This window comes from Nostoc sp. DedVER02, assembly GCF_034530675.2.
Classification (GTDB): domain Bacteria; phylum Cyanobacteriota; class Cyanobacteriia; order Cyanobacteriales; family Nostocaceae; genus Nostoc.
This window is the reverse complement of sequence record NZ_JAVRCP020000001.1, coordinates 611,046-636,742: the sequence shown is the minus strand read 5'-3', so window position 1 is coordinate 636,742 and position 25,697 is coordinate 611,046. Positions and strand designations below refer to the sequence as shown.

At 40.7% G+C, this 25,697-nt stretch carries 9 protein-coding genes and 1 pseudogene; 5 read left to right on the top strand and 5 right to left on the bottom strand.

The window, feature by feature from the left end; all coding sequences use genetic code 11:
• Positions 1-19: 19 nt before the first annotated feature.
• On the bottom strand, positions 20-1,060 hold the full coding sequence (locus RMZ41_RS02755) for a hypothetical protein (RefSeq protein ID WP_322644371.1): 1,041 nt from the start codon (positions 1,058-1,060) through the stop codon (positions 20-22).
• Between the two features lie 295 nt (positions 1,061-1,355).
• Between RMZ41_RS02755 and RMZ41_RS02750 the strand changes: the two genes are divergently transcribed.
• The 5 genes from RMZ41_RS02750 to fabD all read left to right on the top strand — a co-directional run bounded on the left by RMZ41_RS02750 (position 1,356) and on the right by fabD (position 7,603).
• The gene (locus tag RMZ41_RS02750) at positions 1,356-2,525 is read left to right on the top strand and encodes an EcsC family protein (protein WP_322644372.1); all 1,170 of its coding nucleotides are present in this window, start codon (positions 1,356-1,358) and stop codon (positions 2,523-2,525) included.
• Positions 2,526-2,735: 210 nt separating this feature from the next.
• Entirely contained in the window at positions 2,736-4,217 is a 1,482-nt protein-coding gene (locus RMZ41_RS02745; RefSeq protein WP_322644373.1) for a leucyl aminopeptidase, read from the top strand.
• A gap of 263 nt (positions 4,218-4,480) precedes the next feature.
• Positions 4,481-5,503 (top strand): phosphate acyltransferase PlsX, encoded by a 1,023-nt coding sequence (gene plsX / locus RMZ41_RS02740; RefSeq protein ID WP_322644374.1) that lies wholly within the window; start codon positions 4,481-4,483, stop codon positions 5,501-5,503.
• A gap of 112 nt (positions 5,504-5,615) precedes the next feature.
• Entirely contained in the window at positions 5,616-6,608 is a 993-nt protein-coding gene (locus RMZ41_RS02735; RefSeq protein ID WP_322644375.1) for a beta-ketoacyl-ACP synthase 3, read from the top strand.
• A 95-nt stretch (positions 6,609-6,703) separates the two neighbouring features.
• Positions 6,704-7,603: an ACP S-malonyltransferase gene (gene fabD / locus RMZ41_RS02730; RefSeq protein WP_322644376.1), complete on the top strand. Its 900-nt coding sequence runs from the start codon at positions 6,704-6,706 to the stop codon at positions 7,601-7,603.
• A gap of 233 nt (positions 7,604-7,836) precedes the next feature.
• Here fabD and RMZ41_RS02725 read toward each other — a convergent pair.
• From RMZ41_RS02725 to RMZ41_RS02710, 4 genes and pseudogenes are all read right to left on the bottom strand, one after another.
• Positions 7,837-8,694: pseudogene (locus RMZ41_RS02725) on the bottom strand (sensor histidine kinase); the annotation flags it as partial.
• A gap of 213 nt (positions 8,695-8,907) precedes the next feature.
• Positions 8,908-14,682, bottom strand: a complete 5,775-nt coding sequence (locus RMZ41_RS02720; RefSeq protein WP_409874698.1) for an AAA family ATPase — start codon at positions 14,680-14,682, stop codon at positions 8,908-8,910.
• A 74-nt stretch (positions 14,683-14,756) separates the two neighbouring features.
• On the bottom strand, positions 14,757-20,186 hold the full coding sequence (locus tag RMZ41_RS02715; RefSeq protein WP_322644982.1) for an AAA family ATPase: 5,430 nt from the start codon (positions 20,184-20,186) through the stop codon (positions 14,757-14,759).
• Positions 20,187-20,258: 72 nt separating this feature from the next.
• A complete protein-coding gene (locus RMZ41_RS02710) occupies positions 20,259-25,649 on the bottom strand; it encodes an AAA family ATPase (protein WP_322644983.1) in 5,391 nt (1,796 codons plus the stop codon).
• Positions 25,650-25,697: the final 48 nt, after the last annotated feature.

The following is a 25,697-nucleotide window of genomic DNA, read 5'->3' as shown; positions in this document are numbered from 1 at the left end:
TCGAAAAACTACCAAATTTTTATTTATTACCTATTTGTTCTGCCAGTTCTTCTATCTCGTCATAGAGAAGTTCTATTTCTTCTACAAGCCTATCTAGTTCTTGACGTAAATCTTCTAATCTCCCTTCATACTCATCTTTTTGCAGAATATTAGTCAAATTTTTTCGCCTCTCAATCTCGTCTATCTTTTGTTGCTGAAGCTTAAATTGGGCTTCTTTTAGAGCAAGTTCTTCTTGTTTGCGTTGTAATCTTGCCTTCAATTTAGACAAACCAATTGTTGTGAGAGGAGATGTAGAATTAGTTTTATCTATTGCAAACTTTGCTAGAATCTCGAATGCAAAAGCACTAGCATGGCGAGATGCAATCTTTTGATGACCTTTGCTATCTGCATCGCTCTTGTTATCAATTAAATCCGAAATTCCGCGAATAATTAAGCCGTCAATTTTTGGATATGCCCGCAGTGCATTAAGAATACCATAGCTCTCCATTTCTACAGCTAAAGCATCACCATAATTTGACTTTAAGAGTCGATATGTCTCAGAATTAGTGGATGCAACTACTTTATCTCCTGCGGCGATCGCTCCCACAAATATCTTTGGTTGGCTCGTTGCTTCTTCGTTGTCGTCTTTGATTCGCTTAAGCCAATCTCCCTGTTTTCCCTCAAATCTAGCTATTTGTTCTAGACGGTAACTCACCATTCCTACACTTGGTCTAGGTAAAAATGTGGTATCTATAACTTTACCCGATTCGTAGCCATAGACTTTTGTGGCAGCTACTACATCCCCTAGCGCAACATCCTTGAGTCCACCAGCAACACCAACGAAGCAGACAAGAACTGGTTTAAAGTAAGTAATGGCACGCTCTACTTCAACTCCTGCATTAGCGTTACCTGCACCTATTTCGACAATTCCAACTTGCCATAACTGACCATTACTAGAAAAGTTACCTCGCTCATAAATCGTTTGCGTCGTCGGATGTCTCTCTTGTTGTATATCTGTAAGATGAGCGCGAACAGCCATATACTCTTCAGTAATCGCAGTCAGTATAACCGCGCAAGGCATAGTTTAACCTCATGTTGAAATTGCTATTTTCTTATTTTTGCTTTTTTTGTCAGTATTTGCACTCTCAGTACTTTTCACTAATTTTACTTTGCAACATACATGAGTAGATGCGATCGCTAAAAAATTACTGAATAATACTTGTCCATCCTTTAATGGAGTTGCCTTTCAGCCTCCATCGGGATAAGCAGGATAAGCCAAAGGATAGGTTTTCTTGAGATTTACGTTTAAAGAGAGATGTAGAGCCGCTTATAATTCGCTACAAATTGAGAGAGGCTTTACAGCATGGTGTTAAGTAATGGCAGACAAATTCCAATCAGAAATAGTAGTCAATAAATCAGTTAGTTCACCCGAAGAAACTTCAGAAATCCAAATTCAGGCTCAATCATCAGCAAAAAATGAACCGTCTATAGTAGAGTCTTTTGTTATAACTGTTGCTCAGACTGGCAAAGCAGTTTTAGACACAGCTGTAGAAGCAGGAGAAGCAACAGCAAAACAAACACACAAGTTCATTGAGGAAACAACTCAAAGCAGTGGCCAAATTGTAAATCACCTTAGTGAGAATTGGCTAATTAGAAAACTATCTGGAGTATTAAATCTAAATTGGCTAATTAGTGATACTAACCTTGTTGATTTGGAAAAAGCAGAAGCGGCGGTAAATAAGCTTAAGCAAAAGTATCCCAATGAATTACCCAGCCAGATTGCTCACCGAATCATGGTTGAAAAAGCAACACAAGCAGGCACAGTTGGACTAGCCACTAGTATTTTGCCAGGAATAGCAGTTGCATTGTTAGCAATTGATTTAACAGCTACAACCAAATTGCAGTCAGAAATGCTTTATCAAATTGCATCTGTCTACGGGCTAGATTTAAAAGATCCTGCTCGTAAAGGTGAAATTTTGGCAATTTTTGGTCTGGCTTTGGGTGGAGGTCGCCTTTTAAAAGCTGCGGGATTAGGCTTGCTGCGAAATGTGCCCTTAGCAGGTGCAGTGATTGGAGCTAGTTCAAATGCGACGATGATCTATTCATTGGGGTATGCTGCTTGTCGATTTTACCAAGCCAAGCTAGATGAATCTATTTCCCTAGCATCGCCACAGACATTGGCAACATTAAAAGCAGACAGTGAAAAGTATCTAGAAAGTGCGATCGCTCAAGAAGCCGTGATGGATCAAATTTTAGTTCACATGATCCTTGCTAGTCATCCAGACAAGACATTGGAAGAAATTTTGCCAGAACTACAAGCTGTAAAACTCAGTCCTACCTCGTTGGATGCCATTGCCCAAAATATCAAATCACCAAAGTCTTTAGATATACTGCTAAATCAGCTGAATCGGGATTTTGCCATACCCTTGCTGGCTCAGTGTAACAAAATTGCCCAGCTTGATAATAAGACTACACCACAAGAGCGAGAAATAATAGCAGCGATCGCCAGTAAATTTGATATTGATACAAATGGAATTGGGGCATAGGGAATGGGGAATGGGGAAGAAGCAAGGGGGCAGGGAGCAGAGAGAAGGGGGCAGAGGGCAGGGAGCAGCGGGGAAATAACCAATTCCCAATTCCCAATTCCCAATTCCCAATTCCCAATTCCCAATTCCCAATGCCCAATTCCCCACACCATGAAACAAGAATTTTGAGCAATACTGGTACAGGAAGGAATATTTACACAAAATCCCAAAATGACAATTCAACCTAGTGATAAGCCTTTGCTAGAGTGGGCAGGCGATAGTTTAGCAATTGGATTATTTGAAGATGCAGTGGAGTTAACTGGAGAACTGGCAACTTTAGATCAAAAGTTTTCTGGAGTATTAAAAGAATTAATTGCAGAAGAAGAATTTAAAGGTAAAGCCAGCAGTACTATCTTCACTCGTGTAAATGCTGGTAGCCCAGTGCGTAAATTGATTTTGGTAGGTTTGGGTAAAGCAGATGCACTAAAACTCGACACTTTGCGACGTGCGGCGGCGGCTGTAGCCAGAGTAGGAAAAAAGCAAAAAAGCAAAATACTGGGATTTAGTTTTCCATTATGGAATAACGATCCAGCAGCCAGTGCCCAAGCGATCGCAGAAGGTGTAGAATTAGCGCTTTACCAAGATATTCGTTTTAAATCAGAACCCGAAGATAAAGGCTCGCAAATCGAAACAGTAGATTTACTAGGTTTCGGTGGACAAGAAGCAGCCATCACTCGCGCCAATCAAATCGTTTCTGGGGTAAATTTGGCACGAGAGTTAGTGGCAGCACCCGCGAACGCAGTAACACCAATTACTTTAGCCGAAACTGCTCATGCGATCGCCAAGGAGTACGGTTTACAAGTAGAAATTCTGGAAAAAGAAGATTGTGAAAAGTTGGGAATGGGTGCTTTTTTGGGAGTAGCGCAAGGTTCCGAGTTGCCACCTAAATTTATTCACCTGACTTACAAGCCAGAAGGTACACCCAAAAAGAAACTAGCAATTATTGGCAAAGGTGTAACCTTTGATTCCGGCGGACTGAATATTAAAGGTGCGGGTAGTGGCATCGAAACCATGAAAATGGATATGGGCGGTGCAGCAGCTACCTTGGGCGCGGCAAAAGCAATTGCTCAAATTAAGCCAGATGCAGAGGTTCACTTTATCTCGGCGGTAGCTGAAAACATGATTAGCGGTCGCGCCATGCACCCTGGAGACATTCTCACCGCATCAAACGGCAAAACAATCGAAGTGAACAACACCGACGCTGAAGGGCGTTTAACCTTAGCAGATGCCTTGGTGTTTGCCGACAAATTAGGATTAGATGCGATCGTGGATTTAGCCACACTAACCGGTGCTAACGTCATTGCCTTGGGTGACGATATAGCTGGTTTGTACACTCCCGATGATGGCGTAGCTTCCCAGCTAGAGAAAGCTGGCGAAACTTCAGGAGAAAAAATTTGGCGGATGCCAATGGAAGAAAAATATTTTGAAGGGTTAAAATCTGGCATTGCGGACATGAAAAATACTGGCCCGCGTCCAGGTGGTGCTATTACCGCCGCCCTTTTCCTCAAGCAATTTGTTAAAGAGACACCTTGGGCACACTTAGATATCGCCGGCCCAGTGTGGACAGATAAAGAAAATGGCTACAACAGCCCAGGCGCAACCGGCTACGGCGTTCGGGCACTTGTTGACTGGGTACTGGGTACTGGGGAGTAGGGAGAAGAGGCAGGGGGCAGGGAGAAATCAATTCAAAATTCAAAATTCAAAATTCAAAATTAAAGAACTTCTGCCCCTGCCCCTTCTTTTCCAATCCCCAGTCCCCAATCCCCAATCCCCAGTCCCCAACAATTCGTGCTATCTTGAGCTTGCCAGCAAAAATTGTTGCAATAGTAACAGAAATAATTTGGCAATCAGAAAATTAAGCTTTTTCGGGCATTGCCATCTGGTAAAATTTATAAGGTTTCTAAAAGCTCTGAGCAATGGGATCGACTCGCGTAAAGATCGCAATTGACGCAATGGGAGGGGATCACGCACCCGGTGAAATCGTTGCTGGCGCACTGCGAGCAAGGGAAGAATTGGGTGTAGATATATTACTAGTTGGCGATCCCCAACAAATAGAAGCTGCCTTGCCGCCAAAAACGAATTTAGGGCAGATGGAGATCGTGACTGCTGAGGAAGCGATCGCTATGGATGAGGAGCCTTTAAATGCAGTTAGACGCAAACGCAAGGCTTCCATCAATGTAGCGATGGATTTAGTCAAGCAACAAAAGGCAGATGCGGTATTTTCTGCTGGCCACTCAGGGGCAGCTATGGCATCAGCTTTGCTCCGCTTAGGGCGATTGCCAGGAATTGACCGTCCAGCAATTGGGACTGTTTTTCCGACAATTGTTGCTGGGAAGCCAGTGTTAGTACTTGATGTCGGCGCAAACGTAGATTGCCGTCCGAAGTTTTTAGAGCAGTTCGCCGTCATGGGATCGGCTTACAGCCAGTATGTCTTAGGTACAAACGAACCGAAAGTCGGTTTGTTAAATATTGGAGAAGAAGACTCTAAGGGCAATGATGCTGCTGTCCGTGCCCACCAACTCCTCCGCGAAAATTCTCAAATTAATTTTATTGGCAATGCTGAAGGGCGTGATGTGCTTTCCGGTCACTTCGATGTGATTGTCTGCGATGGCTTCGTGGGCAATGTACTATTAAAATTTGCCGAAGCCGTTGGAGAAGTGATTCTGCAAATTCTGCGCGAAGAATTACCCCAAGGATTGCACGGTCAAATTGGTTCAGCAATCTTAAAACCAAACCTGAAACGAGTTAAGCAGCGAATGGATCATGCAGAACATGGTGGTGCTTTGCTCTTAGGCGTGGCAGGAGTTTGTTTTATCGGTCACGGAAGCTCACAAGCACCTTCAATTTTTAATGCAATTCGTATGGCCAAAGAAGCCGTTGACAACCAGGTACTACAACGAATTCAGTCCCAATATATCCTAGAGCGCGAGGGCAGTTAGTCATTAGTCATTAGTCATTGGTCATTTGTCAAGGACAAAGGACAACTGACACAGGACAAATGACACAGGACAAATGACAAAGGACAAAAGCTGAAAGCTTGGGAGATTAGGAGTGCAAAACTTAGGCATCGCAATTACCGGAAGTGGCTCGGCAGTACCAGCAACTTTCCTACACAACCAGACATTGAGTGAAGTAGTTGAAACATCAGATGAGTGGATAGCCACAAGAACGGGAATTCGTCAACGACGATTAGCCACCCCATCTGAGTCCTTGAGTGGACTTGCTACTGCTGCCAGCAGTCAGGCGATCGCAGCTTCAGGAATTAAACCAGAAGACCTAGACCTGATTCTGCTAGCGACTTCCACCCCAGACGATTTATTTGGTAGTGCTTGTAAAGTGCAGGCTCAATTAGGAGCCACCAACGCAGTAGCCTTTGACTTGACAGCAGCCTGCTCTGGCTTTGTATTTGGTCTGGTTACAGCAGCCCAATACATTAGAACAGGTGTATATAAAAATGTACTTTTGATTGGGGCAGATATCCTCTCTCGCTGGGTGGATTGGGAAGATCGGCGCACTTGTGTATTATTCGGTGATGGTGCGGGCGCAGTAGTATTGCAGGCAGACAACAGCGATCGCTTATTAGGATTTGCCCTTAAAAGTGATGGCAGTCAAAACCATCACCTCAATCTTGCTTATACAGGCGCTTCCCAAGAATTGCTCCCCAGTGTAAATATTACTAAAGGCACTTATCAACCTATTACTATGAACGGCAAAGAAGTCTACCGCTTTGCTGTGCAAAAAGTCCCAGAAATTATTGATAAAGCTTTATTTCAAGCCAACCTTAACGTTGACCAAATAGATTGGTTAGTGTTACATCAGGCAAATCAGCGCATTATCGATGCCATTGCCCAACGCCTGAATATTCCAGAACATAAAGTTATAAGTAATCTCGCCCAGTATGGTAATACCTCTGCTGCTTCCATTCCCTTAGCCTTAGATGAAGCAGTACGACAAGGTAAAATTAAACCCAATGACATCGTTGCTACATCCGGCTTTGGTGCCGGTCTTACCTGGGGCGCGGCAATTTTTCAATGGGGAAGATAAATATTTTGTCATTTGTCATTAGTCATTTGTCCTTTGTTAATGACCAATGACCAATGACAAATGACCAATGACCACTGACCACTGACTAATGACTAATGACTAAAACTGCATGGGTGTTTCCCGGACAAGGTTCTCAAGTATTGGGAATGGGAATGGATTTATTAGATATACCTTCCGCTAAAGACAAATTTGCTCAAGCCGAGGAAATTTTGGGTTGGTCTGTAACCGAAATCTGTCAAAACGAAGAAGCAAAGTTATCACAGACGCTATATACTCAGCCAATTCTTTATGTGGTAGAAAGCATTCTTGCCGATCTGCTTCGAGAACGAGGACAACAGCCAGATTTAGTTGCCGGTCACAGTTTGGGAGAATATTCTGCCCTTTATGTAGCGGGTGTCTTTAAGTGGTCGGCTGGTTTATATCTAGTAAAGCGTCGTGCAGAACTCATGGATAATGCCGTCGGTGGAATGATGGCGGCTTTGATGAACTTTGACCGCGAACAGTTAGAAAAAGTCATTGCCGAAAACCCTGATGTAGTACTGGCAAATGACAATAGTTCGGCTCAGGTGGTAATTTCAGGAACGGCTGAAGCTGTACAAGCAGTGATGACTCAAGTTAAAGCCAAGCGTGCTATTCCTTTAAAAGTTTCTGGAGCATTTCATTCGCATTTAATCGCACCTGCGGCTGCCCAATTCCAAGACATTTTAGAATCTGTGGAATTTCAACCAGCTACTGTACCAGTGTTATCTAATGTCGAACCAATTCCGTCTATTGATGCCGAGATTTTAAAGGAACGTTTAAACAAACAAATGACTGGTTCTGTAAGATGGCGAGAAATTTCTCTGCAATTACCAGTTAACGGTATCCAGCGAGTAATAGAAGTTGGCCCTGGTAAAGTCTTAACTGGCTTGATTAAACGTAGTAGCCCTGACTTAATATTAGAAAATATCCAGAATGCTGCTAATTTACAACACTCAGTGCTGAGTGCTGAGTAATGAGTAATGAGTAGCAAGAAGATTACTTAGTACTTCCGCACTATGGTAAAAGCCCCGCTCGCAAGTGGTGCGGAATCTTCTTATAGAGAGAAGGTTAATACCCTGCTTCTTGTGGGCGGTCTTTCAACTCTTAGCCGAGGCACTTGGAACTCAGCACTTTTCATCTGTTTAAATCTAATTACCGCGAATAAAAGACCTGCTTTGGAAACACTTCCTGACAATCGAAGCAATCATCAAATCATGGAATTAGCTTTTATTGGTAGGGTGACGAAAAATTCTGTACCCTTTCCTAGTGTGGAATTACAATGAAGTTTACCTTGATGCAATTCAGTCACAATTTGATAGCTGATAGTTAAACCTAATCCAGATCCTTTACCTACATCTTTAGTTGTGAAAAAGGGATCGAATAACCTTTTGAGAACTGTATCTGGAACTCCAAGACCATTATCTATGATAGAAATTATGATTTGGTTTTCTGATCCCAACTGAGTCTGAATCCAAATTGTGTTGGGATGTGAAGCAATTTCTGTAGGCGGGCGCTGCTGATTTGCATTTTCTAAGGCATCAATAGCATTAGATAGAATATTCATAAATACCTGATTGAGTTGTCCTGGGTAGCAGATTGCTAGAGGCAAATTACCATAGTTTTTTATCACTTCAATTGCTGGACGCTGCGGTTGCTCTTTCAGACGATGTTGCAAAATTAATAAAGTACTATCAATACCTTCATGAATATCAACCGCCTTAAATTCAGCTTCATCTAAACGGGAGAAATTGCGGAGCGATCGCACAATTTCCCGAATGCGATTAGTGCCAACTTTCATCGAAGACAGTATCTTGGGTAAATCATCTCGAATAAATTCCAGATCCAACTCTTTAGCCTCAATTTCAATTTCAGCGACAGGATTAGGATAGTAAGACTGATACAGTTGGATAAATTTCAATAAATCTTGGGTGTAATTTTCTATGTGGGTAAGGTTGCCGTGAATGAAGTTAACAGGATTATTGATCTCATGTGCCACGCCTGCCACCAATTGCCCCAGTGCTGACATTTTTTCACTCTGGATCATCTGGGCTTCAAAGCGGGATATGACATGGATATAGCTCACCCCAGCAGAGACGAGTACCACCACCGTTACTCGCAGTGCCATATTTATTAGTGTTTTGTGGGTAAGTGAGGTAGGGCGACTCTTAACGAAACGGACACACCAATGTTTGTGAAGGATTTGTCTAAATTGGGTAAGCATGGAGTCACAGAGATTAGTGTTTAGGCTGAATACTTCCAGAAAGTTCGCGTGGATATGCTAAATCGGTAGGTGGATCGCAAATTCAGTACCTTCACCTGGTCTAGAATTTAGCTCGATCGCTCCTCCATGTTTCTCTGTGACAATTTGACGTGCGATCGCTAATCCTAATCCCGTACCTTTACCTACAGCTTTTGTAGTAAATAAATGGTCAAAAATCTTTTCTTTTACTTCTTCACTGATTCCCTGACCATTGTCAGCAATAGCAATTTTAACCCCATGATTTTCTAGGGAAGTTTTAATTGTAATTCGGTTAGGATTAGACTTAATCTCATCAAAGCTCCTTCCCATATTTGATTCTTCCAGGGCATCAATAGCATTAGCCAAAATATTCATAAATACCTGATTTAATTGCCCAGGAAAGCATTCTATTTTGGGTAAATTGCCATATTCGGTTATAACTTCAATTGCTGGGCGGAGTTCGTTTTCTTTAAGACGGTGCTTGAGAATTAAAATCGTACTTTCGATACCTTCGTGGATATTAAATGCCACTTTATAATCTTTGTCACCACGGGAAAAAGTTCTTAAACTAGTGCTAATATTTTTGAGGCGATCGCACGCCATCACCATTGAATCAATAATTTTTGGTAAGTCTTCTAAGGTATAATTTAAGTCTATTTCTTCAGCATGGTCAATAATTTTATCGCCCGGATCGGGGAGACTTTCTTGATATAGTTTTAAGTGTTCAACAAGATCGGCAATGGTGGGTTGAGTTTGTTTAAGGCTGGCAGAAATAAAGCCCAAAGGATTATTCATTTCATGGGCTACCCCTGCAACTAAATTACCCAATGCAGACATTTTCTCACTCTGAACCATTTGTAATTGCGCTTGTTGTAAATATTCTAAAGCTGTTCCGAGTGCTTGAGATTTTTCTATTACCGCTTCTTCGGCTTGTTTGCGACCGCTAATATCAATAGTTGTCCCCACGAGGCGATAAGCTTTGCCCGTCTCATCTTTTAATGGACTAAGTGTGCTTAACCACCAAGTTTTTTGGCCATGAAATGTTAGGCATTCTTCATAAGTGATGGGTATTCCGGTTTGGAAACAATGCAGATATTTTTGCTCGACTGCTGCACCTTCATTAGGATTTATTTCTTGCGGAGTTTTACCCAACACTCCCCAAGCAGGTATACCACTCGCTAATTCGCAAGATTTACTCCATCCTGTGTACTCAAACCTACCATTATCCCGGACATCAACCACAAAGATGACACAGCCAACACCTTCGTAAATACTACTTAAAAACTTTTCTCGCTCCTGGAGATGATTATATAATTGGGCATTTTCCAAAGAAATCGCCGCTTGAGTGCAGAGGAGATTTAAAATAGAAAGGCGATCGCTAGTAAATACTCCTTGAGTCAGTTGATTTTCTAGGTAAACAATCCCCACCAAATGCCCTTGATTAATAATCGGGGTACATAATACACTCTGGGGTTGTGAGGAGTGCATATATTCCCCAATTACCCCAGGAATATCTGTTTGACAATTGTCTATAACAACTGTTTTGTGAGTATTTTTGACGTAATGAATAATATTTACGGGAATATCTTGACAATTGTCTAGTAATTGTGATTTGAGGATAGTTTGTATTTCCTCATCCTCAATAAAGGTAATTGCTCGTACTTGCCAAGTGTCATCTTGGGGAAGAATTAATGCAGATTTTTTCGCGCCAGAATTTTCTAGGATAATGCGGTTGAGGTTGGTAATAAGTTGATTTAATTCTAGAGAACTGGACAGAGCTTGAGCCGCTTTCAGGACAGAGGTAAAATCTAGAGTATCGGAAATACTGGTGCTACCAGCGCTAGAAGTGCGAGTGGAAGAAGTTCCACGAAAAGCAAGAGTTTCTGAGGGATTGAGGTTGATTCTTTGCTGTTGCAAAATGGGTTGCAGTAGCAGGGGATAGCGTTTTTCTAAATCTTCTACTTTGGCTTTTGCACCCCAGTGAGCGTAGGAGTAATATGCTTGCTGCATATATGCCTGAGCAACTTTTTCTTTACCCCAGTCTAGGTAAAATTTGGCTGCTAGCTCGTTGCTAATTGCTTCTTCTTGGATGTAACCGTTTTCTTTGGCGAGGGAGATGGCGCGATCGTAATGTTCCATCGCTTTGAGCTTATCTCCCATTACCCGCGCTGTTTCTGCCTCAACTAAGTAATACTTGTGCTGAAAATTAACAGGAGCATAGCCAGCCCAGTAGTGCATGAGTTTTTGGTTGGTAACTACCTGATTTAGCCAGCATTCTTGCCGATCTCGTAGCGTTTCATTCTCGCAGCTAGAATACTTTGCAAGTAAGCACAAAGAGTAGTAAAAGTTATGTCCCACAACTAATAGTAGACCAAAGGCTCCATCGATATACTCAGTGGCTTTTTCTGCACTGGTTGCAGCCTGTTCATACTGATCAAAAGTATAAAGGATAACTGTTTTGGCAACATAGATGGCAAATAGTGACTGATGATTGTGGGTGTTGTGAAGATGCACCAGCATTTCTTTCTCATCAAAATCAATACCAGTCAGGTAATATTGGTGAGAGGATCGTCCGAGTAAGTTTAAGGTGACTTGCCTCCAAATCTGGGCATAATCAACACAATGTTTTTGTTTGAGTTTTAAAAGTAGATCGATATATTTTGCTTGCCTTTCTTCAACAGCATCTAGAGTTTCTCCAATTAATAATAAATGCTTACACTCAGCCATCATCGAATAGCTAGCGTGTTCGATATCTCCAACTTCTAATCCACACTGTATACTTTCTCGTAAAAATGTAAGTGTATTTCGACCATGCTCTTTGTAAGCACAGATAAAAACACCAAACTGCATATAAATTTTTGAACTGATTTCTTTATTGTGGTATTGTTCTACTAGCTTTAAAGATATCTGACCTGAGTGATAACCAGTATCGACATCTCCGATTACAGCACAAAGAAATACACCATAACTTCCATAGGCGAAAGCAGCCAAAGATGAATGTCCCTGTTCCAGACAAAGATGAAGCATTGTCAGTGTTACTGACGGAAACATATCCGGTTTGACATGATGAACAGGAGGTGTGATGCTAATTAGCGATCGCAATGCAGCCAGAGATTCCAGATTGGTCATTTCTGGAATCTTAGCTAAGTTTGTTAAAGTTGGCAGTTGGGCTAAACGATTCTGCGGTTCTACATCAGGTGATATTAACGGAACTTTTAACTGCTCAAGTACTTTTAACCCTGTTTCAATCGCTTTAACTTGCTGATCTTGGGCAATATAAATCTGAACTTTCAACTCATAAGCTTTAATTATGTCTAATATCTGCGTGGTTTGCTGTAAAATCAGGTCTGTAAGTTTGATAGCCTGTTCAAAATTAGTGTTTAAATATTCTGCTTTTGCTACATCTTCATACAGCGCTAGGGTGAGATTATACTGAGTTTGCCAACTATCTGCTGTTAGCAGTTCTATTCCTAGCATTAGATAGTCAATTGCAGCAGTGTAGGCAGTGGCAGTAATAGCTTTCCGTCCAGCTAACAAATTTAACTTAACTAGTTGATCTCGTTCAGTCTGTTGAGTAATTAAGCTCAACCCCAAGTTCAATTGACTAACAATTTGAAAGATTTTCTCTTCTTGTTCGCTTACAGAACTATTATTTAATAGTAGCTGTCCCAGTTTTAAGTGAGTAGTCTGTTTCTGATCTTCTGGAATCAAAGAATAAGCAGCTTGTTGGACACGATCGTGTAAAAATTTATAGGTAGGGACTTGGAAATTGGAATTAAAAGGTTTTGAATCAACATCCTGCCCACTGTGTTGAAAGAATTTATAAACATCATCAGTAGTTAAAAGTAACCCTTCTTCCAAAGCTTTCCACAAATCAGCAGCCGTTTCAATTTCCGAAGATTCTGAAACAATTGCCAAAGTTGCTAAATCAAACTGATTGCCAATACAAGCAGCTAGCTGCAAGATATTTTGAGTTGATTTCGGCAGTCTTTGTAGTTGAAATACCATAAAGGTAACAACATCATCTGTAACCGCTTGCTGATTCACTTGTACAATGTCACATTCCCAACAGCATGATTCAAAGTTAAATTGAATCAGCTTGTCTTGATATAACGCTTTGATAAATTGTGTAGTAAAAAAGGGATTACCTTGAGTTTTCTGAGATACAAGTCGGGAAAGAGGTAACGCTAAATTCTCAGAACACTTAAGTGTATCAGCAACTAATTGATTCACTTGTCTTGGACTTAGCGGTGCTAATGTAATCGTATTAATGGTTGTTTGTGCTTTTTCAATCTCGCTCAAAGCCAACATTAACGGGTGTGCTGTTTCGACTTCATGATCACGGTATGCACCAATTAATAAAAGATGTCCTGTATCAGCCATTAATAATTGCATTAACTTCAGCGATGCTGAATCTGCCCATTGTAAATCATCTAAAAATATCACTAATGGATGTTCAACACTGGTAAAGACTTGAGTAAAGTTTTTGAATAATAAATTAAATCTAATTTGTGCTGCATTACCTGATAATTCTGGAGGCAATGGTTGTTGACCAATAATTATTTCTAATTCCGGAATTACTTCAATAATTACCTGTCCATTTTCACCCACAGCCTCTAATATTTTGCTTTTCCATTGCTGGACATGGGTATAACTTTCTGTTAATAGCTGCCCCATTAAATCTCGAAATGCTTGCACCAATGCACTTAAGGGTATATTCCGTTGAAATTGGTCAAATTTACCTTTGATAAAATAACCGCGTTGTCTAACAATCGGTTTATGAACTTCATTCACAACCGCAGTTTTCCCAATTCCCGAAAATCCAGCTAACAGAATTATTTCACTAGCACCCAGGCTAACTCTTTCAAATGCTTGGAGTAGGGTTTCTACTTCTGTTTCTCTTCCATAAAGTTTGTCGGGGATAATAAAGCGATCGCACACATCCCTTTTGGCAATTTGAAAGCTTTCAATCTTACCAGTTTTTTGGAGTTGAGTTAAACAATTTTCTAAATCAAATTTAATTCCTAATGCACTTTGATAGCGGTCTTCAGCATTTTTCGCCATCAATTTCATCACAATCTCTAAAATAACCTGGGGAATCTCTTCTTTATTCCCCAATACCGCAGGTATTTTCGCAATATGACAATGTACCAATTCCATTGCATCGTTGGAATGAAACGGTAAAACTCCTGTCAGTAATTCGTAAAAAGTTACACCCAAAGAATAAAAGTCTGTGCGATAATCAATCCCCCGATTCATTCTGCCTGTTTGTTCTGGAGATATATAGTCAAGCGTGCCTTCTAACACATTTGGATTGATTAACGTTTGAGTTTCTCGTGGTAAGAAAGATGCAATACTAAAGTCAATTAATTTAACTTGTTTGGTTTCGGGATTAATTAAAATATTCGCGGGTTTAATATCTTTATGAATAATGCGATGGCGGTAGAGTATATCTAAGGTGTTGCACAGTGCGATCGCTATCTGTAAAAACTCTTCACCAGATGCGATATATCGCGTCTGGTCAGCAGCAAAATAATCTTTGAGAGAAATCCCCCCAAAGTCTTCCATCACCAAGGCATAGCCATTTTGATGCGCTTCGAGGCTATAGGTTTGGATAATTAAGGGTGAGTTAAGATTTTTGGCAACGGTGTATTGATTGCGAAACTGCAAAAGTTCGCTAAAAGTAGGATATGGATTTTTCAGCAGTTTAATCACTACGGGTAATGAGTCAGCTTCTCGATACCCTCGATAAACTATGGTTCTGGAACCATTGTAAAGTTCTTCACTGATGCGATATCCGGGAATACTGACCATACGACTAAATCTTTAAGACTTTTAGATTTAGTATTCCCAGATACCTGAATTATTGTACCAAAAATAGCCAAAAACTATACTGGAATTTCAATTACAAATTCTGTACCCTGACCTAGAACTGAGTTAAAGCTCAATTTTCCGCCGTGGGTTTCTTCAACGATCTGACGAGCGATCGCTAATCCTAATCCCGTCCCTTTTCCAACAGCTTTGGTAGTAAATAAATGGTCAAATATTTTTGATTTTACTTCTTGACTCATCCCTTTACCATTATCAGCAATAGCAATTTTAACTAAATCATTTTCAACTGAGGTTGTAATTGTAATGCAGTTAGGATTAGCTTGAATTTCCTCAAAACTGCGTCCCTGATTAGCTTCATCCAAGGCATCAATAGCGTTTGCGATCAGATTCATAAATACCTGATTTAATTTACCAGGAAAACATTCTACCTGGGGCAAATCACCGTAATTTGTGATAACTTCAATGGCCGGACGTTGTTCATTTGTCTTCAGACGATGTTTGAGAATGAGAATGGTGCTATCAATACCTTGGTGGATATTGAAAGGCACTTTATAATCTTGATCGGCACGAGAGAAAGTACGTAAACTGGTACTGATATTTTTGAGGCGATCGCACGCCATAGACATAGAATCAATCATTTTGGGTAAATCTTCTAAGCTATAATCCAAATCGATTTCTTCGGCGTGGTCAAGAATTGCATTATTCTTATTAGGGAAACTTTCTTGATATAATTTTACGTGTTGGGTAATGTCAGTAATAGTGGGTTTAGCAAGTTTTAGACTAGCAGCAATAAAACCCAAAGGATTATTCATTTCGTGAGCCACCCCTGCGACTAAATTTCCCAATGCAGACATCTTTTCACTTTGCACGATTTGTAATTGAGCGCGCTGGAGTTCTTGTAAAGCGGCTTCTAGCTGTTGGGCATATTCTAGCGATCGCTCATACAGTCGAGCATTTTCCAAAGAAATCGCGGCTTGGGCGCAAAGTAAGTTGAGCAGTTCGACGCGATCGTTCGTAAACACCCCCGTTGCTAAATTATTTTCTAGATATAAAATGCCCACCAATTTCCTTTGACGCAAAATCGGGCTACACAAAATACTCTTGGGCTGCTGACGGATGATATAGGGGTCATTGGCTAAGGTGGGATCGGCGCTTGCATTCACCAGCACAGCAGTTTGCTTGTCATGCTTGACTTTGTAAATCAGCCTGTGGGGAATGTCCTGGCTATCTTCAATGGGAATACGCTGCAAGACAACTGGCTTTGAACCTGTGGTAATTGATCCTTTGATTAACAGGCGATCGTCTCGCAAAAGCATTAACACACATTTATTAGCCCCCGCATTTTCAATAACGATGGTCAGCAAAGATGAAAGTAGATTTTCCAGTTCGATTTCACCGGAAATCGCATGAGAAGCTTTGAGAATAGTAGCTAAATCTAAACCTACAGAAACATTACTACTGGATATGGCTGAACTGGTGAAGGTGACACTACCCAATGTGAACATTTCGTGAGTGGAGAGAGGAGAACGGGTTTGCTCTAATATAGGTCTAAGTAGTTGCGGATAGCGAGCTTCTAGGTCAGCGACTTTGGCTTTTGCACCCCAACGAGCATAAGCATAGTAGGCTTCAATCATGTAGTCCCCAGCAATGCGCTGTCTGCCCCAATCTAGGTAGAATTTTGCCGCCAGTTCGTTAGCAAGTGCTTCTTCTTGCGTATATTCGTTAGCTTTAGCTAGAGTTATCGCCTTATCGTAAAACTCAATTGCTTCGGCTTTTTGTCCTAATACTCGACATTTTTCCGCCTCTACTAAATCAAACTTATGTTGATAATTCATGGGTGCATAATCCGCCCATTTCTGTAACTTGGTTTGATTTTCTATGACACCCTGCAATGCTTCTGATGTTTCATTTAACTGTGAATTTAATTGTGCCAGAGTTAGCAGAGAATCATAAAGATAAAATACTGGTTCGCTGACTAATCCCGCACCAGCCATAAAATAGCGCCTGACTTCAATAGCATGATTTTTCGCTGGCTCAATTTCTCCAAACAAGAAACAAAGCATTAGTTTATACAAATGGAAAATATACAATCCATATCCATCTTTGGCAGACTCTAGTTGCTGGAGAAATTCTGTTTCTTCAAGGGCTTTCCCAGACAAAAAAGTGGTATGCTCTGTAAAACCCAGCAGATTTAAAACTGGCTGCCAATAAATCCGACAATAATTTGCGGTTGTCAATTGGTTTAATTGCATCAAACTATGGCAGTAGGCGCTAATATCCTGCTCTAAGGTAGCCAGGGGTTGACTGCTCCAAAAAGAATTGAGACAAAAACTGTGCCCATTGTACCCAGCAAGTACCAAGTTTCCAAATTCTATGGCACTGGTGTAACCTTCTTGCAACAGGGGTAGTGTTTCTTGAATGTGAGAGTTGCGGTGTACAATAAACAACCCCAAGATCATCAAAATCTCTGTTTTACCGGCTTTGGCATCGAGTTTTGAGATAATCTGGAGTGCCAGAGAACCAAACTGTGTTCCTGTATCCACGACTTGGAAGAAATTGCAGAGAATATTGCCATAGTTCGCATAGCCGTAAGCAGAAATCGATGTGTTACCGTACTGAATCGAGAGTTTAACCGACAAAGTATTCAGCAATGGGTACAACGTTGAGCCAGTGAGGTAAGCTGCTGGGCTGATGATATTGACCATTTTAAGAATAGCGAGTTTTTTGGCATCTCGCATCTGTGGCAAGTTAACCAAATCGGCAATTTGCCTATCTCCAATCAGTTCCTCGATCTCTTGAATTTCTTGTTGAATATCTGATGGTGTGGGTGTTTCAGGAAAGGTTATACCAAGCTGTTGTAAGACTGATTGGGCGATCGCGATCGCTGATGTCAGTTTACTTTGGGAAATATGAGATTGAATTCTAAAGCAGTAAACATTGACTTTTTCAGGTAAGGAGCGTGCCTGTTGAATGACAATATCAATAAACTGTTCCATCGCCTCAAAGTTGCCATTTAGCAGTGCCACTTCCGCAGCTAATTCATATAAGGCGAGGGTCATTTCATACTGCTGCTGCCAAGTATTTTCTGACAACAAAGACAATCCCACTGTGGCATATTCACGTGCTGCTTGATAGGCGGTTGAAGTTTTAGCTTTGCGACAGGCAATTAAATTGAGGCCAGCTAATTCTTCTCGTTGAGTTGCTTGGGTAATTAAGACAGTTCCGTGATTTAATTGATTGACGATTTCAAAAATCCGGTCAACTCTAGCTTGTGTGGAAATCTGTTGTAGAAGCAGTTGTCCGATTTTGTAATGAGTCGTTTGTTTTTGGTCATCGGGAATTAGGGAATAGGCTGCTTGTTGAACGCGATCGTGTAAAAATTTATAAGAAACTGTCATTTGTCCATTGTCATTGGTCATTTGTTTTTGACTATCTACTAATGACAGATGACTAATGACTAATGACTCTTGTTGATAAAATTTATAAACATCACCGATTGGTAAAATCAAACCTTCTTGCAATGCTTTCCATAAATTGGCTGCGGTTTCTACTTCTGAGTGTTCTGAAACAATTGCTAATGTTGTTAGCTCAAACTGATTGCCAATACAAGCGGCTAACTTGAGAATATTCTGGGTTGCTAAGGGTAACTTTTCTAACTGCAACGCCATAAATTCTACAACATCATCGGTTAAGGCTTGTTGATTAATTGTGGATAGATCGCATTCCCAACAGCCTAACTGCAAGTTAAATTGAATGAGCTTTTCTTCATGTAGGGCTTTGAGAAATTGGGTGGCAAAAAATGGATTGCCTTTAGTTTTTTGATAAACTAATTGTGAAAGGGGTAATGCTAAATTTTCTGTACTTTTTAGGGTATCAGCAACTAATTGATTGATTTGGGATTGACTCAGGGGTGTTAAAGTAACAGTATTAATGGCTGCTTGGTTTTTTTGAATTTCGCTTAAAGTCAGCATTAATGGATGGGCAGGATTGACTTCGTTATCTCGATAAGCACCAATGATCAAAAGATGACCTGTATCAGCCATTAATAGCTGCATCAACTTTAAGGATGCTGAATCAGCCCATTGTAAATCATCTAAAAACATCACTAATGGATGTTCTTTAGTTGTAAAGACTTGGGTGAATTTTTGAAACAATAAATTAAAACGATTTTGGGCTGCCGTTCCTGATAATTCTACTGCTGGTGGTTGTTCACCAATGATTTTTTCTAATTCGGGAATGACTTCAATAATTACCTGACCGTTGTCTCCTACAGTTTCTAATATTTGATTTTTCCATTGCTCTAGTTGGACATCACTTTCGGTTAACAATTGCCCCATTAAATCCCGAAATGCTTGTACAAAAGCAGAGAAGGGAATATTGCGTTGAAATTGGTCAAATTTTCCTTTGATAAAATAACCGCGTTGCCGAACAATTGGTTTATGAACTTCGTTGACAACGGCGGTTTTCCCAATACCCGAAAAACCTGCTACCAGCATCATTTCTGTTGCACCAAGACTGACTCGCTCAAATGCTTGGAGTAAAGTTTCTGCTTCGGTTTCTCGTCCGTAGAGTTTATCGGGGATGATGAAGCGATCGCACATATCCCGTTGGGCAATCTCAAAACCCTTAATCGTGCCAGAAACTTGTAACTGAGTTAAACAATTTTCTAAATCAAACTTCAATCCCAATGCACTTTGATATCTGGATTCGGCATTTTTTGCCATGAGTTTCATCACGATGTCACAAATAACTTGAGGAATCTCTTCTCTATTACCTAAAAGTGGTGGAAGTTTAGCAATATGAGAATGTACCAACTCCATCGGATCGTTTGATTCAAACGGTAAAACTCCACTGAGTAATTCGTAAAAAGTTACACCCAAAGAATAAAAATCAGTTCGGTAGTCAATCCCCCGATTCATTCTTCCTGTTTGCTCTGGAGAAATATAAGCTAGTGTCCCTTCTAACACATTGGGATTGATTAATGTTTGGGTTTCTCGTGGTAGTAAAGATGCAATACTAAAGTCAATTAATTTGACTTCTTTGGTTTCAGGGTTAATTAAAATATTGGCAGGTTTAATATCTTTATGAATAATCCGCTCTCGGTAGAGTATATCTAAGGTGTTGCAAAGTGCGATCGCAATTCGCAAAAACTCTTGTAGAACAGTGATATGTCGCGTCTGGTTAGAGATGAAATAATCTTTAAGAGAAATCCCGCCAAAATCTTCCATCACCAACGCATAGCCATTTTGATAGGGTTCCAAGCTGTAGGTTTGAATGATTAGAGGTGAGTTGAGATTTTTAGCTATGGTGTACTGATTACGAAACAATAAGAGTTCGCTGAAACTCGGATAAGGATTTTTGAGCAATTTAATCACAACAGGTAATGAGTCAATTTCTCGATAACCGCGATAAACCAGGGTTCGAGAACCGTTGTAAAGTTTTTGACTGATTCGATATCCGGGAATACTGACAAAAGTGTTTACCATAATTACTTCCTATCAACTTCTAGATTTAGTATTCCCAGATACCTAAATTTGTTTATGAATAACACCAAAATTTTAGACGGGAATTTCAATGATAAATTCAGTACCTAGACCCATAACCGAGTTACAACTCAATTTACCCCTGTGGGTTTCTTCAACGATTTGCCGAGCGATCGCTAATCCTAATCCTGTACCTTTTCCGACAGCTTTGGTAGTAAATAAATGGTCAAAAATCTTTTGTTGAATTTCTTCACTCATCCCTTTACCATTATCAGCAATGGCAATTTTTACCTTTTCCTTTTCGACTGATGTTTGAATCTTGATGCAGTTGGGATTCTCTTTAATTTCTGTAAAATTGCGTCCCTGATTAGATTCATCCAAGGCATCAATAGCATTAGCAATAAGATTCATAAATACCTGATTTAATTGCCCAGGAAAACATTCTACTTGAGGTAAATTCCCGTAGTTTGTGACAACATCAATAGCAGGACGTAGATCATTTGCCTTGAGGCGATGCTTGAGAATTAAGATGGTGCTATCAATCCCTTCGTGAAGGTCAAATTTCTGCTTTTGGTCACTATCAGCACGGGAGAAAGCGCGAAGACTCTTGCTGATGGACATGATGCGATCGCCACCATCTTTCATGGCTCTGACTAATTTAGGTAAATCATCTCGTAAATATTCCAGGTCGATTGTCTCTAATTCCTCTGCAATGGTGGGGCTGGGTTGTGGGAGTTCCTCCTGATAGAGGTCAATCAGCCCAAATAGGTCATTGATGGAATTTTGAACAGCACCAACGTTGCCAATAATGCAGCCGACGGGATTGTTGATTTCGTGGGCTACCCCGGCGACTAAGTTACCCAGCGCCGACATTTTTTCACTTTGGACTATTTGTAATTGAGCTTGTTGCAAGTCGGCAAGAGTCTGATGGACTTGATTGTAAAGTCGGGCATTTTCTAGAGAAATAGCCACTTGAGTACAGAGGAAGTCGAGAACAATGATGCGATCGCCGGTAAACACACCACTGGTTAAGCGATTTTTGAGATACAAAATACCAACTAAATGTCCTTGATTGAGAATCGGTAAACACAGGACACTTTTAGGCTGCTGTAGTGTTAAATAATCCTCAATTACAGGTAAATCGGTTTTTAGATCGTCAATCACCACGATTTGTTGAGTGTTTTTGACATATTGAATCAGTTTGACGGGGAGATTGGGGTTGTTTTCCAGGGGTTCGGAGCAGAGTTCGGTGGCGGTGGGTGTGGCGATCGCCCGCACTTCCCAAACATCATTTTCCGAAGGTAAGATTAACGCACAGCGATCGCCCCCAGAGTTTTGCAGAATAATTTGGGTCAGTTGGTGGAGCAGATCCTCTAACTGAATCGTCCTCGCAAGTGCTTGAGAGGCTTTGATAATGCCAGCAAAATCGAGGGTTGTATTGATGCTGGAACTGCTAGAAGTTTTGCGGGTGTTGGAATGAAGTGAATAGTTGGGAGTGGCGAGCGTTGCTAGCGTGCCTAACATTGTCACCGAGGCATCGGACTGTTGCAAAATCGGAGAGAGCAAGTCTGGATAACGAGTTTCTAAGTCATCAGTTTTGGCTTTAGCTTCCCAACGGGAATAACAGTAATAGGCTTCTTGCATATAGCTGGCGGCAACTTTCTCTTTACCCCAATCGAGGTAAAATTTAGCGGCAAGTTCGTTTGCTAAGGCTTCTTCTTGGATATATTCGTTGGCTTTGGCTAGAGTTATGGCGCGATCGAACAGTTCAATTGCTTCTGCTTTCTGTCCTGATAAAATACTTAAAATAGCATTAACTAAATCGTATTTATGAGCAAAGTTTTCCGGGCAACTAATTGCCCAGAGACTAAGTTGAGCTTGATTTGACTTAACTTTTTGAATGTAACTATTGTCTAAACCTAGAGCATGAGTTCGACAGTATTCTGCTATCGCAATAGATTGATAGAAATTGATGGCTGCAACTTGGTATTTTCCTGTAATTGTTCCAACAAGTTCTTCAGCCCCCTGTGCTGCTTCCACAGCCTCCCTATAGCGCCCGTAAAAACATAGAACTTTAGTTTTGAGCAGTAAATAATGGCAAATTGCATAGTCGCTATTGTTGACTCTACAAGATTCAAGATGCTGCTGCTCAGTTGGGAGATTCTCTACAGGAAAAGCTGTAAGTTCAGCTAGCCAAATATTTAATCCTGCGATCACATCCACAGCCAGTTGATAGTTAAGTTTCTTAGCACAAAATTCTAAATATTCGGGAAGATTTTGCTGAACTTCTAATACACTGTCTCCTGCATAAAATGAATTGAGCAACTTGTACATAAAAAGATTACCTGAGAAAACCATCTCTCCCGACTGTAGTCCAGCAATTAATCCTTCATCAAAAATCGAACCGGAGCTACGCAGAGGACGCACCCAAGAAAGGAGATTGTTGCCAAGCATATAGCAAGCTTTGCATAGATTGTCTGCTTGCCTAAATCGTCTAGCTAAATTCTCTGCCAAGACTCCAAATTCATAGCCCAATTGATAGTCATGCTGATAATATCCCAAGTACATCCCATAGGCGGAAAATCCGTTTCCTGATTCAGCTATTACGCCAAAGTTGAGAGATACTGAAACCATTGATAACGCAACGAGAAAGTATAGCTCTCCCTTTTGTAGAACATAAACTGGTACGATTAAATTATTGAGGATTTTGATAATCAAGCGCTTCTCTAGATCGGTAGCTTCTGGTTCATTGACCAGATCCTCTGGCTGGCGATTGGCTAATTTTAATTGAATCTCATTTTGGGATGATTCAAGTTTCTCTGGTAAGTCTATTTCTGATAAATCAAAATTCAAGCAAGATAATGCTTTTTGTCCATACTGAAGTGCTTGCAGATAATGACCTTGTAATGTGAGCATCAAAATTGCCAGGTTAAAGGCTTCGGCTCTTTCAATTTGTCGTTTGGCAAAGCTAGAGATTGTTTCAATAATGGCTAGAGAAGATTGAAAATCTCCAGACAAATACTTAGCTTCTGCTAAATTGAAATAAACCTTTAGGGAGTTTTCATAGTCTTGCTGCCAACTATTTGTCGGCAAACAGCGTTCAGCTGCTGTAAAGTAGTTTACAGCAACCCCATAGGCAGTAGCTTCTTTAGCCCTTTTCCCAGCAATGTAGTTTAGTCGTAAAAGTTCTGAACGTTCTTCCTGGGTTAGATGCAGATTGAAACCCTGATTTAAGTGATTAACGATCGCAAAAATTTTGCTACCTTGTTCTTCCGGTGAACCATTAGCCAGCAGAAGGTTGCCAATTTTGAAGTGAGTTGCTTGTTTTAAACCGTCAGGAATAAGAGAGTAAGCCGCTTGCTGAACGCGATCGTGGATAAAGAGATAACTCACGCTGAGGTTATTCATCGCTTCTATATCTTCAATATCATGTTCATTCCCTTGGAAAAACTTGTAGGTTGAGTTTTCTGGGATAACTAACCCCTCTTGAAGCGATCGCCACAAGTCTACTGCTACACTATCTTGACTAGCTTCACAGACTATGGCTAATGTTTCTAAATCAAATCGATTACCAATGCAAGCCGCTAACTTTAATACTTCTTGTGTTGCTACTGGTAGTCTCCGCAATCGTTCGGTAGTAAATGCAACTACATCATCTGTCAATGCTAATTGCGTCACTTGGCTTAAGTTGCACTGCCAATAACCGGATAAACGATCGAAAATAATACATTCTTCCTCATACAGTGCGGATAAAAACTGGATTGTAAAAAATGCGTTTCCCTGAGTTTTTTGGTAGACCAACTGCGAAAGTGATGCAGCGATATCATTGGAACACAGCAATGTATCGGCAACTAAACAAGTAATATCTGATTCCTCTAAAGGAGCCAAGATTAAAGTATTAAGATTGACACCTCGTTGTCTCATCTCATTCAGGGTTAACATCAGTGGATGAGCCGGAAAAACTTCATTATCCCGATAAGTTCCGAGTACTAATAAATAGCCTGCTTCCGACTCGCTCATCAACAATTTCAACAAGTTCAAAGAAGCAGAATCAGCCCACTGTAAATCATCGAGGAAAATCACTAAAGGATGTTCTTTCTTGGTAAATACCTGAATAAATTTGCCGAACAGCAGATTAAAGCGATTCTGAGAAGCACTACCAACTAGCTCAACTACCGGGGGTTGGGAACCAATAATGTGTTCTAGTTCGGGAATGACTTCAATCAGAACTTGTCCATTTTCACTAACAGCAGCCAGAATTTGCTCCTTCCAGCGAGCTAGTTCTACATCAGATGCGCTCAAGAGTTGTCCCATCAAGCTGCGGAAAGCTTGGACAAAGGCGGAAAACGGAATGTTGCGATTGAACTGGTCATATTTGCCTTTGATGAAATAGCCGCGCTGTCGGGTGATGGGTTTGTGGACTTCATTCACGACTGCTGTTTTGCCAATACCAGAAAAACCAGCTACCAGTATCAGTTCAGAACTACCACTAGCAACACGATCGAAGGCTTTCAGTAGAGTTGATACTTCGGTTTCTCGTCCATAAAGTTTGTCGGGGATGATGAAGCGATCGCACATATCCCTGCACCCAATTTCAAAATTCTGAATTTCACCAGTTTCCTGTAACTGATGTAAACAATTTTCTAAGTCATATTTCAACCCTAATGCACTTTGATATCTATCTTCAGCATTTTTCGCCATTAACTTACTAACAATTGCAGAGAGTACAGATGGAATTGCTGAATTAATTTCATGTACTAAGGTTGCTGATTTTGCAAGATGACAGTGTACCAACTCCATCGCATCCTCTGACTGAAATGGTAAAACTCCCGTCAGTAATTCGTAAAAAGTTACGCCCAAAGAATAAAAATCAGTGCGGTAGTCAATCCCCCGATTCATTCTTCCTGTTTGTTCTGGGGAAATATAAGCTAGTGTTCCTTCCAGTACATTTGGATTTATCAGTGTTTGGGTTTCTCGTGGTAGGAGAGATGCAATACTAAAGTCAATTAATTTAACTTGTTTAGTTTCAGGGTTAATTAAAATATTGGCGGGTTTGATATCTTTATGAATAATCCGTTGGCGGTAGAGTATATCTAAAGTGTTGCTAAGTGCGATCGCAATTCGTAAAAACTCTTGTAAAAAAGGGGTATGTCGCGTCTGGTGAGAGGTAAAATAATCTTTAAGAGAAATCCCGCCAAAATCTTCCATCACCAAAGCATAGCCATTTTGATAGGCTTGGAAGCTGTAGGTTTGAATGATTAGAGATGAGTTAAGATTTTTGGCAATGGTGTACTGATTGCGAAACTGTACCAGTTCACTGAAACTCGGATAGAAATTTTTCAGCAGTTTAATAACTACAGGTTTTTGGTCAGCTTCTCGATACCCTCGATAAACTAGGATTCGAGAACCATTGTATAGTTCTTCGCTAACGTGATATCCGGGAATAGGAACTAAAGTACTAACCATGCTGCTAAATCCTAAAGATTTCCAGATTTAGTATTCCCAGATAGGTAA

What these genes read in the sequence shown, in the direction of transcription:
- RMZ41_RS02750 (WP_322644372.1), top strand. Translation starts at nt 1,356, where the DNA reads ATGGCAGACAAATTCCAATCAGAAATAGTAGTCAATAAATCAGTTAGT.
- RMZ41_RS02710 (WP_322644983.1), bottom strand. Translation starts at nt 25,649, where the DNA reads ATGGTTAGTACTTTAGTTCCTATTCCCGGATATCACGTTAGCGAAGAA.
- plsX (WP_322644374.1), top strand. Translation starts at nt 4,481, where the DNA reads ATGGGATCGACTCGCGTAAAGATCGCAATTGACGCAATGGGAGGGGAT.
- RMZ41_RS02715 (WP_322644982.1), bottom strand. Translation starts at nt 20,186, where the DNA reads ATGGTAAACACTTTTGTCAGTATTCCCGGATATCGAATCAGTCAAAAA.
- RMZ41_RS02755 (WP_322644371.1), bottom strand. Translation starts at nt 1,060, where the DNA reads ATGCCTTGCGCGGTTATACTGACTGCGATTACTGAAGAGTATATGGCT.
- RMZ41_RS02720 (WP_409874698.1), bottom strand. Translation starts at nt 14,682, where the DNA reads ATGGTCAGTATTCCCGGATATCGCATCAGTGAAGAACTTTACAATGGT.
- RMZ41_RS02745 (WP_322644373.1), top strand. Translation starts at nt 2,736, where the DNA reads ATGACAATTCAACCTAGTGATAAGCCTTTGCTAGAGTGGGCAGGCGAT.
- fabD (WP_322644376.1), top strand. Translation starts at nt 6,704, where the DNA reads ATGACTAAAACTGCATGGGTGTTTCCCGGACAAGGTTCTCAAGTATTG.